Source organism: Microbacterium sp. MMO-35 (assembly GCF_037147555.1).
Taxonomy (GTDB): Bacteria; Actinomycetota; Actinomycetes; order Actinomycetales; family Microbacteriaceae; genus Microbacterium.
This window is the reverse complement of record NZ_JBBCVH010000004.1, coordinates 113,393-129,328: the sequence shown is the minus strand read 5'-3', so window position 1 is coordinate 129,328 and position 15,936 is coordinate 113,393. Positions and strand designations below refer to the sequence as shown.

Here is a 15,936-nt window from a genome sequence, read left to right as displayed (position 1 = left end):
CTACTTGATGAAGAGTTCGCTGAGGATGTTCACGGAGTTCCAGAGCGACTGCCCCTTCGACCGTGAATAGTCGGTGTAGACGATGTGCACGGGCTGCTCGGCGTAGCGGAGCTTGTGCTCGCCGATCTGCGCGACGATCTCGCTGGCGTGCGCCATCCGGTTCTGGCGGATCCGCAGTTTGCCCGCCGCCACGCGGTTGAACGCCCGGAGCCCGTTGTGGGCATCCGTGAGACGGACGCCCGTGCTCATGCGCTCGAAGAGCACGGCGAGCCGGAGGACGAACTTCTTCAGGGCGCTCGCGTTGGTACGGCCGTCCAGGAAGCGCGAGCCGACGATGATGTCGTAGGGCTCGGTGCGCAGGCGCTGCACCATCGCGACCACGTCGTCGACCTGGTGCTGGCCGTCCGAGTCGAAGGTGACGAAGTACTCGGCCCCGGGCTGGGCGCGAGCGAACTCGATCCCGGTCTGCAGCGCGGCCCCCTGCCCGAGGTTGATCGGGTGACGAAGCACCACCGCGCCTCCGGCCAGGGCCTCTTCGGCCGAGCCGTCACTGCTGCCGTCGTCGATGCAGACGATGTTCGGGAAGGTGCGCCGGGCTTCGCGGACGACGTCCTGCACGACCGTCGCCTCGTTGTACAGCGGGACGATCAGCCACGTGTCGGCGTAGGGGGAGTTCATATGTGTGCGCATCGGAATCCCATCGATCATACCGGCCGTGCTCTCGCCGGCTTCTCAGCCCGCACACACCTCCGCCGGTCGGCGCGGGCCGCCGCTCCCCCGCCGCCGACCGCCTTCCGCGGTCACCCCGTCCACACCTCGAACTCGGCGAGACCGACGTTGGCCGTGGCCGAGCTCACTGTCGTCGTGGTCAGCTTGACCCACGTCGCGGTGCGAGCCGGGAACGACACGGTCGTGGCGGAACCGGAGTTGTTCAGCGAACCGACCGCCACGCTCGACCCGTCGGAGAACGTCAGCGTCGCGCCGGTGATCTGATCGGAGCTGTTGGGCCGATCGTAGAGGACCACCTTCGACATGCTCTGGGGGCCGGACCAGGTCAGCTGGATCCAGCTGCCGGCCTTGCCGCCGGACGTCGCCCACTCCTTGCTCGAATCCGTCGGATAGCCCTGGGCCACGCCGTCGATCGCCTTCGCCGCCGTCTGCCCGGTCGTGGTGTTCTGCGAGGAGGCCGTGGCGGAGGCCTGGCGAGCGATGTTCGTCGGGGTGGGCGGCGCCTGCGACACGGTGACCGTGGTGGAGGCGGTCGCGGACAGGGAGCCGTTCGACACCGTCAGGGAGAAGACGTAGCTGCCCGCGGCGGCCGGGGTGAACGTCGGCTTCGCGTTGTTGGCGCCGACGAGGCCGACCGTCGGGCCGGACGTCTGCGTCCACGCGTAGGTGAGCGTGCGGCCATTCGGGTCGCTGGATCCGGATCCGTTGAGAGTGACCTGCGCACCGGTGAAGCCCTGCTGATCGGCCCCGGCGCTGGCGATGGGGGGAAGCACCACCGGCGGGGTGGAGCTGAGATACCCCCAGGCCTCGAACTCGGCCAGGCCCGCGCTGTAGGTGGTGCCGCTGACGCCAGTCACGGTGAGGCGCGCCCAGGTGACGACGCGCGCCGGGAACGTGACGGCCGTGGCGGTCCCGCTGTTGTTGAGCGCCCCGACCGCGACGCTCGAACCGTCGGAGAACGTCAGCGTCCCACCCGTGATCTGGTCGTCGCCGTTGGGCCGGTCATAGAGAATCGCCTTGGAGAGGGTCAGGGCCGAGCTCCAGTTCAGCTGGATCCAGCTGCCGGCCCTGCCGCCGGCGGTCGCCCACTCCTTGCTCGAGTCCGTCGGGTAGCCCTGCGCGACGCCGTCGATCGCCTTCCCCGCCGTCTGACCGCTCGCCGTGTTCTGGGACGAAGCCGTCGCCGCGGCGGATCGGGCGACGTTCGTGAGGACCGGGTCCGTCACGGTGACGGTCACGGTGTCCGTCGCGGAGAGGCCCCCGTCCGACACGGTGAGCGTGAAGGCGTAACTGCCCGCCGCGGTGGGCGTCAGCGTCGCCGACGACGTGCCCGCGCCGGTCAGCACCACCGGCGCGCCGGCGGTCTGCGCCCACGCGTACGTCAGGACGTCGCCATCGGGATCGCTCGATCCGGTGCCGTCGAGGGTGAGACGTGTTCCCGTGAGCCCCGTCTGCGCTCCCCCGGCCTTCGCCACGGGTGCCCGGTTCGCCGGGGTCACCGTGAGGGTCACGTCTGCGGTGCCGGTCAGCGCTCCGTCCGAGACCACGAGCCGGAACACATAGGTGCCCACGACCGTCGGCGTCACCGCGGCCTTCGCCTGCGCCGCAGCACCGAGCGACACCCCGGGGCCCGAGACCTGGCTCCAGGCGTAGCTGAGGGCGGTCCCATCGGGGTCGGAGGAGCCGGAGCCGTCCAGCGTCACGGCGGTTCCGGCGGTCACCGTACGCGACGGCCCCGCGTTCGCCGTCGGAGGACGGTTGGCCTGCACGACGGTGACCGTGACGTCGGCGCTCGCCGACAGGTAGGCGTTGCGCACCGTCACGCGGAACGTGTACGAACCCGGGCTCGTCGGCGTGAACGTCGGCTTCACGTCGGCAGGGTCGGACAGCGCCACGGACGCACCGGCCGTCTGTTCCCAGGAGTAGGTGAGTGCGAGGTTCTGCGGATCCGAGGAGGCCGACGCGTCCAGGTGGACGAGCGTTCCAGTCGTCACGCTCTGCGCGCTCCCGGCATCCGCCGCAGGCGGCAGCGTTCCCGGAGGCGACACCGCGACGGTCACCTGGGAGGTGGATGCGAGCCCGCCGGGATCGGTCGCCGTCAGCGTGAACGCGAACACCCCCGGCGAGGACGCCACGAAGGACGACTGTGCGGCGTCCGTCGCGGCGAGGGCCATCGCCGGCGTCCCGCCGACCTGCGCCCAGGCGTATGTCAGGGAGTCTCCGTCGGGATCCGTCGCCGAGCCGCTGAGCGACACCGTGGCGCCGACGACGACCGACTGGCTCGGCCCGGCGGACGCACTCGGCGCGCGATTGGCGGGCAGCACGGTGATCGTCACCGATGCGCTGCTGGTCGCCGCTCCATCCGAGACGGTGAGGGCGAAGACGTAGCTCCCCTCGGCGGACGGCGTGAAGGTCGGCGCGGCCGTGGCCGGACCGGTCAGCGTCGTGCCGGGTCCGCCGGTCTGCGCCCAGGAGAAGCTCAGAGCCGTCCCGTCCGGATCGGCCGATCCCGCGCCGTTCAGCGTGACGAGCGTGCCGGCCTTGACCGTCTGGGGCGGTCCCGCGTCCGCGACCGGCAGGCCGTTCGCCGGGAGGACCGTGATCGTGACCTGCGACGCGGCACTGCCGACCGTGCCGTCGCTGACGGTGAGCGCGAAGACGTAGCTGCCCGCCGTGGCCGGCGTGAACGTCGGCTTGGCCGCGGTGGCGCTGCTCAACGTCACCGCAGGCCCGGAGACCTGCGACCACGCGTACGTGAGCGGATTGCCGTCGGGATCGCTGGACGCCATGCCGTCGAGCTGCACGGGGTTCCCCGCCGTCGTCGTCTGTGCGGGCCCCGCGTTCGCGATCGGAGCACGGTTCTGCGCCAGGACGGTGATGGTCACGGTGCCGGTGGCGCTGAGCGAGCCGTCGCCCACGGTCAGGGTGAACACGTACACCCCTGCGGTCGCGGGCGCGAACGTGGGGCGTGCGGTGGTCGCACCGCTGAGCGACGTCGCCGGCCCGGAGGACTGCACCCAGGAGTAGCTCGCGGTACGGCCGCTCTGCACGGTCGATGCGCTGCCGTCCAGGGTGACGGTGCTGCCGGCGGTGACCGTCTGGGCCGGGCCTGCGTTCGCCACCGGCGGCACGCCGTTCACGCCCCACGCCTCCAGCTCGGCGAGCCCGACGCTGGAGGTGCTCGACGACACCGCGGTGACGGTGAGACGCACGGTGGTGGTGGTGATCGCAGGGATGTCGACGGCGACCGCGCTGCCGTCGTTGGCGAGCGAGGGCACGGGGACGCTCGCGCCGTTCGAGAAGGTCAGCGTGCCCCCGGTGATCTGGTCATCGAGATTCGGCCGGTCGTAGAGGACGACCTGACTGAGCGTCACGGGGTTCGGCCAGGTGAGCTGGATCCAGCTGCCCGTCTTGCCGCCGGACGTCGCCCACTCCTTGCTCGAATCCGTCGGATAGCCCTGCGCGACGCCGTCCACGGCCTTCGTGAGACCCTGCCCCGATGCCGTCGCCTGACTCGACCCGGTCACGACCGTGCCCGCCACCCGGGCGAGGTTCTGCTGGGAGGCGTCGCGGATCGTGACCGTCACGCTGTCCGACGCCGACGCGCCGCTCTTGCGGCCCACGAGAGTGAACACGTAGCGGCCGGGCACGGTGGGCGTGAAGCCCGCCACCGCAGCGGTGGGGGTGCTGATGGTGACGGCGGGCCCGGAGGCCTGCGTCCACTGATAGGTGGTGGCGGAGGACGCGGACCCGTCCAGCGTCACCGCTGTGCCGGTCGTCCCGGTGCGGTCCGGACCGGCGTTGACCCGAAGGCCGCTCGTGTCCGCGTACTGCGTGGTGTCGTCGACGTACTGGCGCGCCCCCCAGTTCGACCATTCGGAGCCGGTCTTCCACTCGTCGTGGACGGCATAGGCGTTGAAGGCGGCACGCTTGGCGGTGAGATCCGCACCGGAGACGTTGGCCGCTTTGTCCTGGGTCTGATATCCCGTGTAGCCGGTGATCCGACGCCCGGTGGTGAGCACCTGGTTGGCGTCGAAGGTCAGATAGGCGCTCGCGTGATGGTCGGAATGATCGCCGTCGTCCCAGCCCCCGCCGTAGTTCAGCGCGCGGATCTGCGTCGCGCCCTGTTGCGCGGCGAGGGAGGCGATGACCGTGACCAGTTCGTCGCGCGTGTAGCTCGCCGATCCGTCGATCGCGGAGATGCGCCCGATCTGCCCCGTCAGCAGCTTCTCCAGGCTCGCGTATCCGGTCGCGGAGAAGCCGGATCCGATCACCGCGCCGTCCGGCAGGTAGAGCGACACGATCGACACATTCGGCTTCGTGGCCAGCGTGCGACGGACGATGCTCTCCCCCGGCACACCGGCGTCCGACGTCGTCCAGGAGTTCGGCACGCCGAGCATCGTCGCGTACGCGGCCTCGGGGCCGATGGCGCGCTCGCGCGCGTACGACAGCCCGTGCCCGGAGTCGCCCGCGGTCACGTAGATCGTCTGCAGGCATGCACCGGCGGCCGCGTCGTGCAGCACGTCGGGATTCTGGAACAGCAGATCGTCGTCTTGATGTGCGACCACCTGCGTCGCTCCCCCCACACAGGGCGCCGCCCATGCTGCGGAGGGCTCGACGAGCATCGTCGCGACAGCCCCAAGGAGTACACCCCAGATCCCCAGGGCGTGCGTGTACGCACGCCGAACAGCCATACTTCGCCCCAGATTCCCCAAGAGACTCCATCTGAGAGGGTTCCCATACCACCCTCAGAAGCGGGAGTCGCCGCCAGTATAGGCCGTTCCGGCGGTCGCGCGCGACCGCCGGAACGGTTCAACGGAAGTTCGCGTCGATCCAGGCGATCCGGTCCGAGAGCCAGGCGCGCAGGGCGTTCGCATCCGTGCTGTACGAGCCCAGACCCCACAGCGCGTGATCCGCATCTGCCGACGCCTTCAACGCCGGCTGCTGGACGCCCAGCCACGCCGTCGCATCCTTCAGCTGCGGCGACACCTGCTGCCAGCGAGCCTTCGCCGCGGCCTTGAACTCAGGGTCCTGGAACAGCCGGTTCATCCACGTCACGGAGGCCTGCCGCGGAGCGTCGTTGGAGTCCCGCATCCACCATCCCGAGGTGGACGCCTGGCCCGCGCCGTAGTCGGCGTTCCCCTGGCCCGTGTCGAAGTCCCAGAGCGGGCCGTGGTAGAGCTTGCCGACCGTCGTGGTCCCGTCCGGGTTCAGCACGTCGCGAGCCTTGTACATCCAGGCGCTCGACCGGTAGTTCGCACCGTAGTTCTTGGTGACCTCGTTGACGATCCAGAAGTCGATCGCCGAGGACTCGTCGATGTACTTGCGCCAGCCGTTGTCCGGATCCAGCCACGTCGCGTCGTCGAAGAGCACCCTGTCGGCCTCGTCCATCCAGTCCGCGATGTACTGCTCCTGCACCGGGGTGATCTCGCCCGCGGCCGCATCGGGCTCCTTCAGGTAGAGGCCGCCGCGGTCCGTGGTGATGTCGGGCGGTTCGACGCCCGCGTCCCCGGCCTGCCCGTGGTTCCACTCCATCAGGTAGCCGCCGGTCACTTCGGGCGCCACGTCCTGTGCTCCCGGAGCGGAAGGATCGATCTTCAGCTCGTCGATGTCGACCCGGGTGGCGCCGATCGTGATCCGCTCGGCGAGCAGATACTGGCCCTTGTAGCTTCCGTTAAGGTAGAGGTCTACCGGATGCGTCCGCGGCGTCCAGGCGAGCCCGTCCAACTGCGACCCCATCTGCAGGGCGACCATGTTCCGCATGAGCGACACGTCTTCATAGTTCGCCAGCAGCGCCCACTTCTTGCCCGCGGGGATGCCGCAGAGCGCCGTCTTCTTGTCCGTCGAGAACTTGTACGGCCGCTTCGGCAGATTCCAGGTCGAGTTGCCGCGGCCGGCTGCCTTGACCTTGGTGTCCCGCGGCACCGCGGTGCAGGCCGGCCAGTTGCCGGAGCCGGGCACCAGCTGGATCGCGCCCTCGTGGTCGGTGTCCCGGTCGCTGATGGCGGCGCTCTCGTTGGTGTCGAGGTACAGCGCCGGCAGCCCGAGATTCTTGTTGGGACGCACCGCCGCGTAGGGGACCGTGTTCGTCGGGCTGTCGATCCCGCCCGACGAGACCACTGCCCGGTACTGATGGGTCACCTCATAGGGATCCGCCACCGTGACCGTGCCCGCCCCGGAGGAGTTCAGGACCACCGTCCCGAGGGCCTTCCAGCTCGACGTCGGGTTCTCCGTCGTCATGGTGGTGGCGATGGTCTGCACCTGCAGCGTCGCCGTCTTGCCGGCGAACGCGGAGCCGTAGCCGATCGCGAACGAGCCTGCCGCACCGGCATCTGTCGCGGTGACCGTCGCCGGCGGACTCACCGTCACGACGACCGTCCCCGACGCGCTCTGGCCCCCGGGATCGCGCACCGTGAGCCGGAACGTCAGCGGGGTCACCGCGGTCACGGCGGGGGCGTCGAACGTCGAGATCGCGGTCGTCGCACCGCTCAACGTCACGGGAGTCCCGGCCGTCTGCGCCCACTCGTAGGTGAGAGCCCCGCCCTCGGGATCCCGCGACGCCGAGCCGTTCAGCGTCACGCCCGTCTGCGCGGAGGCCACGGTCTGTGCGGTGCCGGCGTTCACGACCGGAGGGAGGTCGACGGGGCCCGCCGCGTTGCCCCACGCCTCGAACTCCGCCAGGCCCACGTTGTGCGTGGTCGCGGAGACCTTGTCGACGGTCAGCCGCGCCCAGGTCACCGTGCGCGCCGGGAACGTCACCGGAACCCCCGCGGCCGATCCCGCGCTGCCGCTGGTGTTGGTCAGGGCGCCCACGGCGACGGACGAGCCGTCGGAGAAGGTGAGCGTCCCCCCGGTGATCTGATCGTCGCTGTTCGGCCGGTCGTAGAGCACGACCTTGCCGAGCGAGACGGGTGCGGGCCAGGCGAGCTGGATCCAGCTGCCTGCCTTGCCGCCCTTCGTGGCCCACTCCTTCGTCGAGTCGGCCGGGTACCCCTGCGCGACGCCGTCCACGGCCTTCGCCGACTGCTGGTTCGTCGCGACGTTGTCCGATGACGCCGTCACCGCCGACTGCCCGGCCAGGTTCAGCGGCACGACGGGCGCGTCGGTGACGGTGATCCTGACCTGGTCGGCCGGGGAGACCGCGCCCTTGTCATCCGTCACGACCAGTCCGAAGACATACGCGCCGACCGCGGTCGGCGTGAACGTCGGCTTGGCCGCGGAGGTGCTGGACAGTGACGCCACGGGGCCGGACACCTGGGTCCAGGCGTACGCCGCGATCGTGCCGTCGGGGTCGGCGGATGCCGCGCCGGTCAGAGTCACAGAGCTGTTGACGCTCACCGTCTGGTCCGGGCCGGCATCCGCCTTGGGCGGCTGGTTCGGCGGCGGCGGGGTCACCGTCACCGTGACGGTGGCCTTGCTCGAGGAAGCTCCCGCGTTGTCCGTCACGACCAGGCCGAACACATAGGTGCCGGCCACCGCGGGCGTGAACGACGGGCTCGCCGTGTTCGCGAGCGACACCGAGGAACCGCTCGGCTGCGATTCGACCGTCCAGGTGTACGACGCGACCGAGCCGTCCGGATCCTTCGACTTCGAGCCGTCGAGCTTCGTCGACTTTCCGACGACGCTCGAGAAGGAGGCTCCGGCGTCCGCCGTGGGCTTCTGGTTCTCCGCCGGCGCTTCGGTGCCGAACACCTCGATCTCGGCGAGGCCGGCGTTGTAGGTCGTCGACGCGACAGAGGTGACCGTGAACGTCACCTTGGTGATCCTCTTCGGCGTGCTGAAGGATGCCGCGGTGACCGCGGTGCCGTTGTTCGTGAGGGAGCCCACGGCGGCGGTGGAGCCGTCGTCGAAGGTGAACGTCCCGCCGGTGATCCGGTCGTCGAGGTTGGGGCGGTCGTACAGCCGGATCTGGTCGACGAAGACCGCAGCGGGCCAGGTCAGCGTGATCGCCGTCCCGGACTTGCCGCCCACGCTCGCCCACTCCTTCGTGGCGTCGACCGGGTACCCCTGAGCGACCCCGTCCACGGCCTTGGCCGCCGTCTGGCTCGTCGCCGTGTTCTGCGAGGTCGCGGTGACCGTCGCCTTCGATGCGAGGTTCACGCTCGCGGCGGCGGCCGGCAGCGCCTGCACCCCGGTCAGCAGCAGGGCCGCGACGACACCCGCCCCGGCGATCCTCGATCCGCGTGCTCGGCTCCCGATCACGTCTGTCCCCTTTCTCAGCCGCGGGTCCCCGCCCGCGGCGCTTCCGCGGCGGCGGTCAGATCCTCCTGACCGCCGCCGCGATCGTCATCGCAACTGGGAGTCCATCCAGCTCGTCCGTCCTGCGATCCACGTCTTCAGGTAGGCGACCTCGTTCGAGAAGCCGCCCTTGATGACCTGCACGTCCTCCAGCCGCTGGTTCGGGTCCCAGATCGAGAAGTTCGCCGCGGCCGACTTGCCGATCAGGGCCGCCTGCTGGTCGACCGAGGCCGGGAGGCCGTCGAACACGGGCTTCAGCTGCTGCCAGCGGGCCTTCACCGCCGCACGGAACGAGGAGTCCTCGTTCAGCCGGTCGAACCAGGTCTTGCCCGACTGCACCGTCTGCTTCGCATAGGTGTCCGTCTGGTCGCGCAGGTACCAGCCGGAGGTGGAGCCCTGTCCCCCTTCGTAGGCGGCATCGCCCAGGCTGGTGTCGTAGTCCCAGGCGGGCCCGAGGAAGAGCTTGCCGGGGCCGGCGTCCGAGTCCCGTGTCTTGTACATGTAGACCGACGTGTACATGTTCGAGTCGAGGTTCTTCGTGTACTCCTGGATCAGGTAGTAATCGACCGCGGAGGCCTCGTCGATGTACTTCCGCCAGCCGTTGACCGGATCGGCGAAGCCTGACGAGAACAGGGCGGAGTTCGCGCTGTTCAGATAGCCGGAGATGTAGCTCTTCTGAGCCGTCGTCACCCCGGTCCCGTCGGTCTCGTTCTGCGGCGAGGCCAGCGAGACCAGCGCCTGATCCGGGCCCACCGTGACCACGGCGTCGCCCGCGGCGGGATCCGCCCGGTAGTCCCACTCCAGCAGGTAGCCGCCGGAGAGGTTCGGCTGCACGTCGTTCGCGCCGGTCTGGTTGTCCTTCAGCTCGTCGATGTCGACGCGGCTGCTGTCCACCTCGACGCGCTCGATCAGGTTGTAGGCGCCGACGTACGATCCGTTGACGTACAGGTCGACGGGGACGAGGTGCGGGGTCCACGCCAGACCGCTCATCTGCTGCCCCAGGTTCAGGCTGATCGTCGTGCGCAGCAGCGAGCGATCGTAGTGGTTCGCCAGCAGCGCCCACTTCTTGCTCTTCGCCATGCCGCACAGCGACGCCTTCGAACCGAGGTTGACCTTGTACGGCTTCTTGTCGAGCGTCCAGGTGTAGTTGCCGCGGCCGGACGTCTTGACGATCGACTCGCCGGTGCCGGTGGTGCAGCTGCTCGTCCCTGCCACGATCGTCATCGTGCCCTCGCGGTCGACGTCCTTCGAGTCGATCGCCGCGCCCTCGTTCGTGTTGAGGTAGACCGTCGCGAGCCCGGTGTTCTTGTTCTGCTTCGGCGCGGCGTAGGTGATCACGTTCGTGGGGTTGTCCGTCGCCGAGACGGTGACCACGGCCCGATAGGAGTGCGTGGCGCCGTAGGGCTTGGCCACCGTGACCTTGCCCGCACCGGAGCCGTCGAGTTTGACCGTTCCGACCGCTTTCCAGACGCTGGCCGGGTTCTCCGTGGTGAGCGTCGTGGCGATGGTCTGCACCTGCAGGGTCGCAGTCCTCCCCGCGAACGAGGGGTCGTAGGTGATCGTGAAGGATCCCGACGTCCCGGAGTCTGCTGCCACGATCGTCGCGGGAGCCGTCACCGTGATCGTGACCGCGGCCGATGCGGTCGCACCCCCGGAGTCTGTCACCGTGAGCTGGAACGCCAGCGCCGTCGTCTGCGCGACCTGCGGCGCGGTGAAGGTCGGGGCCGCCGCCGTCGCATCCGAGAGCGCGACGGCGGGTCCCGCCGTCTGCGCCCAGGCGAAGCCGGCGATCGGGCCCTCCAGGTCGGAGGACCCTCGCCCGTCGAGGGTCACCGGGGAGCCGGCCGCGACCGTCTGCGACGCGCCCGCGTTCGCGGTCGGCGGCCAGTTCCCCGACCCCGCCGGAGAGCCCCACACCTCGATCTCGGCGAGGCCGACGTTGACGGTGCTCGCCGAGACGGCGGTCGCGGTGAAGCGCACCGACGTGACCGCGCGAGCGGGGAAGGACACGGTGACGCCGGCGCCGGAGTTCGTCAGCGCGCCCACCGGTACCGACGATCCGTCGGAGAAGGTGAGGGTGCCGGCGGTCGCCTGATCGCTGGTGTTCGGCCGATCGTAGAGCACGACCTTCGTCAGCACGACCGGCGTGCCGTAGCCGATCTCGAGCCAGGATCCGCTGCGGCCGCCCGCGGTCACCCACTCCTTGGTGTAGTCGGCCGGATAGCCCTGCGCCACCCCGTCGACGGCCTTCGCCGCAGTCTGGCCTGTGGCGGTGTTCTGCGACGAGGCGGTCGCGCTCCCCTTCGCCGCGATGTTCGCGACGACGATCGGGGCATCGACCGCGGTCACCGTGACCGTGACCGGCGCCGAGGCCGTGCCCTTGTCATCGGTGACGACGAGGGAGAACACATAGCCGCCCGTCTCGGTCGGAGTGAAGGTCGGCTTGGCCGTTCCCGCGCCGGTGAGCGCCACGGCAGGACCGGACGTCTGCGTCCACGCCCAGGAGACGACGGTTCCGTCGGGATCGGTCGACTTCGAGCCGTCGAGCGTGACGGTCGTCTTGATCGGAGCGGAGAAGGCCGCCCCGGGATCGGCGACCGGCGGCTGGTTCGGCGCGGGAGGGGTCACGGTGATCGTCACCGTCGCCGGCGACGAGGAAGCCCCCCGATCGTCCGTGACGACGAGCCGGAACACGTAGGTTCCCGCCGCACTCGGCGTGAACGACGGCGTCGCGATGTTCGGGTTGCTCAGGGCGACCGAGGCGCCCGAGGTCTGCGTCCAGGTGTACGCCTTCACCTGGCCGTCCGAGTCCGCCGACTTCGTCCCGTCGAGGGTGACCGAGGTCCCGACCGGCACGGAACGGTTCGACCCGGCGTTGGCGGTCGGCGGCTGGTTCGGCCCCGGCTGCGTCGAGCCGAAGGCCTCGAACTCCGCGAGCCCCACGTTGAAGGTGGTCGAGGCCACGGACGTCACGGTCAGCTTCGCCCAGGTGACCGTGCGCGCCGTGAAGGTGATCGTCACGCCGGCGCCGGAGTTGGTCAGCGATCCGACCGGCACCGAGGATCCGTCCGAGAAGGTCAGGGTCGCCCCGGTGATCCGGTCATCGGCGTTCGGCCGGTCGTAGAGCACCACCTTGTTGAGCGACACCGCCTGCGCCCACGTCAGCTGGATCCAGGATCCGGACTTCCCGCCGACCGTCGACCACTCCTTGGAGGAGTCCGCGGGATACCCCGACGGCACGCCGTCGATCGCCTTCGCCGCCGTCTGGCCCGTCCCCGTGTTCTGCGAGGAGGCGGTGACCGCTGCGGAGGGGGCAAGGTTCGAGTCGGCCGCCTGCGCAGCACCGGCGCCGAGCACCGAAATGAGGAGTGCGAGCGCCGTGACGCACGCGAGAATCCAGATCCGCGGGGCCGTTCCCGGCCTTTCGGCGACTCGCGCCCCAGCGCTTCTAGTCGACATACCTGATGATCTCCCCTGCGAAATCCATGCGTGCCCCCAGAATCACACACGCGATGACAAATCGTTGCACGCGATCGAGGTAGGATTTCGCCTCAAGTGCCGAGAAGCGCACCGAGTGGGCCACTCCGTCATGCAATCGTTACTTTTCGCCAGCGGAAACCCGGGGGCGATCCCGCCCTGGGAGGTTCAGTGTCGACGTCCGCCATCCCCGCACGCCGCGACCGGGAGCGCCGGCGCACACCCCGGAGATTGAGGCTGCTGTGGCTCCTCGTGCCGGCGGTCGCCGTCCTCGTCGCGGCCGGGTTCCTGGTGGCCCCGCGCTTCTTCTATGCAGCGCCGAGTCCCTATCAGTCGAGCGTCGCCGCAGGCGGCAGCTTCACCTGCGCGATCACCGCCGAGCAGGAGGTGAAGTGCTGGGGCGCGAACGACTCCGGGCAGCTCGGCGACGGGACGTTCACCGACAGCCCTGCGCCGGTCGCCGCCATCGGCGCATCCCGCGCCGTCGCACTGTCCGCCGGCTCGGGATCGCACGTGTGCGCACTCCTCGAGGACGGCTCGATGATGTGCTGGGGCGCGAACGACGACGGGCAGCTCGGCGACGGCACGACCACCTCCAGCCCGACGCCCCGAACGGTCAAGGGCCTGCCGTCCCCGGTGACGGCGATCGCCGTCGGTCGTCAGCACACCTGCGCCCTCGCGTCCGGGCAGGTGTACTGCTGGGGGTACAACGCCAGCGCCGAGCTCGGCATCGGGGGCACCGATCCGACGCCGGTGCCGACCCGGGTATCCGGACTCGGGACCGCCGTCGCCGTGTCGGCGGGGACGAGCCTGACCTGTGCGCTCACCGACCGGGGACGGGCACGCTGCTGGGGTGACAGCGGCGACGGCCAGGCCGGTGCGCCACGCGGCGTGCAGGAGGGGCCGCAGCCGATCGCGCCCGCTGAACGGTTCGGCCAGATCGCGGCGGGGGACACGAATTCCTGCGCCGTCGCCACGAACGGGCGTGTCTGGTGCTGGGGTGCGAACGACGGCGGCCAGCTCGGCGTCGGCGACACGCGCCGCCGCTCCGGGCCCGTCGCGGTGCGGGGCATCGAGGACGCCGTCTCCGTGTCGTCGGGGTACCGGCGGTCCTGCGCCGTCTCCTCGGCCGGGGCGGTTCGGTGCTGGGGCGGCGAGACCGATGGCGCGCCGTTCCCGTCGTCGACGGCCCCGACCGCCGTGGCGGGGCTGACCTCGGGTTACGGCTCGGTCAGCGTCGGCGGGATGCACACCTGCGCCATCGCCCGGGACCGTTCCCGGGTCGAATGCTGGGGGGCGAACTCCGCCGGACAGCTCGGCACGGGTACCGCGGAGGACAGCGGCACACCCGTGCGCGTCGTCGGATTCTGAACGGGCCGAGCCCGATCAGGAGGCGGAGACGAGCTCCAGATAGAACATCTGCAGATCCGCCGCCGCTCCCGTGGCGTATCCCACCGTGACGCCCTGGGTCCACACCATCGTGCTCTGGCCGTCATCGTCGTAGTACCAGTACTGGCCGTCGGGCGGAACCCCCACGGTTCCCGACTTCTGCAGCGTTCCGGCGGCCTGCGCCTGGAGCGTCTCGGCGTACTGCGCCGCGTCCTCGGGCGTCTCCCACGCCGATCGCCGGAGCTCGATGTCGCCCTGCGGCCCGGTGTAGGTGGTGCTGCCGGAATCCACCGCGCCCGCGTCGTCGGCATCCGGGTCGGGAGCGACGTCCCCCGCCTCGTAACCGCCCCGTACGGTGTCGGGCACGAGCGTGATCGGCGGCTCGTCCGGTGCGGTGGGCGGCGGTGTGAAGACCGGGGTCGGCCTCGGGCTGTAGGTGGGCGCGACCGTCTGGCCGTCGATCACGATCTCCGGCGGCACGCCGGAGGGCGAGGGACCTGCCCCGGCCTGTCCGGCCGCCCAGCTCCAGCCCAGCGCGGCGAGGATGACGACGACCGTCTGCGCCACGCCGACGACGATCGCCACGATCGCATGGCGACGTCGATCGGCGGTCGCCGCACGTCGCAGCCCGAGGGCTCCGAGCACGATGCCCGCGGGCCCCACAAGAATTCCTGCACCGATGCCGATCGCTCCCAAATCCACTCCTGCGTCGCGCTGCGAGGCCATCTCCGACGATTCCATGACGGCACCACCTTCCTCGGCATGCTGCTGTGGTCGATGCTACGCCTGAGACCGCGTCCCAGCTGATAGCGTCAGGCAGGCCCGGACACCGAAGGATGGTGCGCATGGTCGCAGAGGAGCCCCCGCCCCCGCTCCGCCTCCGCGAGCGGCCGCGGCTTCTTCTCGCCGCGTCGGCGCTCGTCGTCGTGGCGGCCGCCGTGATCCTCGCCGTGATCGTCCTTCCGCGTTACGTCTACCTGCCGCCCGCGCCGTACCGCTCGACGATCGCCGCCGGCGCGGACTTCAGCTGTGCGGTGACGGACGCCGGTGCGGTGCGCTGCTGGGGCGCGAACGACGACGGGCAGCTCGGGGACGGCACCTTCGCGCCGCACCCGCGCCCCGTCGCGGTCCAGGGGGTCAGCGGTGCCGTCGCCGTCACCGCGGGCGACGGCACGCACGCGTGCGCGCTGACCGCCGCGGGCGCCGTCTGGTGCTGGGGCGCGAACGCCTCGGGTCAGCTCGGGGATGCGACGACGACCACGCACCCCATCCCGCAGCCGGTGCAGGGCCTTCCCGGACGGGCCTCCGCGGTCTCCGCCGGCCGCGCGCACACCTGTGCGCTCGTCGGCGCCGACCTCTACTGCTGGGGATCGAACACCGCGGGCGAACTGGGGGCGCGCGCGTCGACGGATCCCGTCCTGCAGCCCCGACGCGTGCAGGGCCTGCCCGGCGGCGTGGTGGCGGCATCCGCGGGCACAGGATTCACCTGCGCGGTGACCGATCGCGGACGCGCGTTCTGCTGGGGCGAGAACGGCGACGGCCAGCTGGGCGGCCCGGGCGTCGCCTCGTCGGCCGTTCCCGTGCAGGTGCCCGTGCCCGATGCGCGTTTCGACGCCATCACGGCCGGCGACACCCATGCCTGCGCCCTGACCCGCGGCGACGTCTTCTGCTGGGGCGCGAACGCCGGCGGGGAACGCGGCGACGGCACGCGCATCCCCTCCCCCGCACCGAATCGCGTCGCGGGGCTGACCGGCGCTGAGAGCGTCTCCGCGGGTCATGCCCGCACATGCGCGACGACCTCCGAACAGAGCGTTCTCTGCTGGGGCGACGCCGGCGCCGACGACATCGACGCCCCGCGACCCGTTCCCGTTCCGCAGATTCCCGCTCCGGTCTCCGGCGTCGCCGTCGGCAGGTTCCATGTGTGCACGCTCTCCTCCCGGGATCGGGTGTCCTGCTGGGGCGTCAACACCACCGGACAGCTCGGCGACGGCAGCACGACGGATCGACGCGAGCCCGTCTCGGTGTCGATCGACTGACGTCGGCCCTCCGCGGCCGCCCCGGGCCCGGCATCGGGCTCCGATAGAGTCGAGAAGCCCGATGCCG

The 15,936-nt window shown here is 70.7% G+C and carries 7 protein-coding genes; 2 read left to right on the top strand and 5 right to left on the bottom strand.

The genetic code is table 11. From position 1 onward, the window contains the following. The 4 genes from WFJ01_RS10275 to WFJ01_RS10260 form a co-directional block, all read right to left on the bottom strand. Positions 1 to 678 carry a glycosyltransferase family 2 protein gene (locus WFJ01_RS10275; protein ID WP_251445054.1) on the bottom strand — a complete coding sequence of 226 codons (678 nt, stop codon included), beginning with the start codon at positions 676 to 678 and terminating at the stop codon, positions 1 to 3. A 122-nt stretch (positions 679 to 800) separates the two neighbouring features. After that, positions 801 to 5,297, bottom strand: a complete 4,497-nt coding sequence (locus WFJ01_RS10270) for a DUF7402 domain-containing protein (protein ID WP_336628961.1) — start codon at positions 5,295 to 5,297, stop codon at positions 801 to 803. Between the two features lie 244 nt (positions 5,298 to 5,541). Further along, complete coding sequence (locus WFJ01_RS10265; RefSeq protein ID WP_336628960.1) at positions 5,542 to 8,931, bottom strand: DUF7402 domain-containing protein; 3,390 nt, start codon at positions 8,929 to 8,931, stop codon at positions 5,542 to 5,544. A gap of 84 nt (positions 8,932 to 9,015) precedes the next feature. Next, on the bottom strand, positions 9,016 to 12,426 hold the full coding sequence (locus tag WFJ01_RS10260; protein WP_336628959.1) for a DUF7402 domain-containing protein: 3,411 nt from the start codon (positions 12,424 to 12,426) through the stop codon (positions 9,016 to 9,018). Between the two features lie 189 nt (positions 12,427 to 12,615). Here WFJ01_RS10260 and WFJ01_RS10255 point away from each other — a divergent pair, with 189 nt between their 5' ends. Further along, a complete protein-coding gene (locus tag WFJ01_RS10255) occupies positions 12,616 to 13,815 on the top strand; it encodes an RCC1 domain-containing protein (protein ID WP_251445066.1) in 1,200 nt (399 codons plus the stop codon). 15 nt (positions 13,816 to 13,830) lie between these two features. On the opposite strand, the gene WFJ01_RS10250 is transcribed toward WFJ01_RS10255, so the two are convergent. Next, complete coding sequence (locus tag WFJ01_RS10250) at positions 13,831 to 14,574, bottom strand: hypothetical protein (RefSeq protein WP_251445069.1); 744 nt, start codon at positions 14,572 to 14,574, stop codon at positions 13,831 to 13,833. A 104-nt stretch (positions 14,575 to 14,678) separates the two neighbouring features. Between WFJ01_RS10250 and WFJ01_RS10245 the strand changes: the two genes are divergently transcribed. Next, the gene (locus WFJ01_RS10245) at positions 14,679 to 15,869 is read left to right on the top strand and encodes an RCC1 domain-containing protein (RefSeq protein ID WP_251445072.1); all 1,191 of its coding nucleotides are present in this window, start codon (positions 14,679 to 14,681) and stop codon (positions 15,867 to 15,869) included. The last annotated feature ends 67 nt before the right edge of the window (positions 15,870 to 15,936 follow it).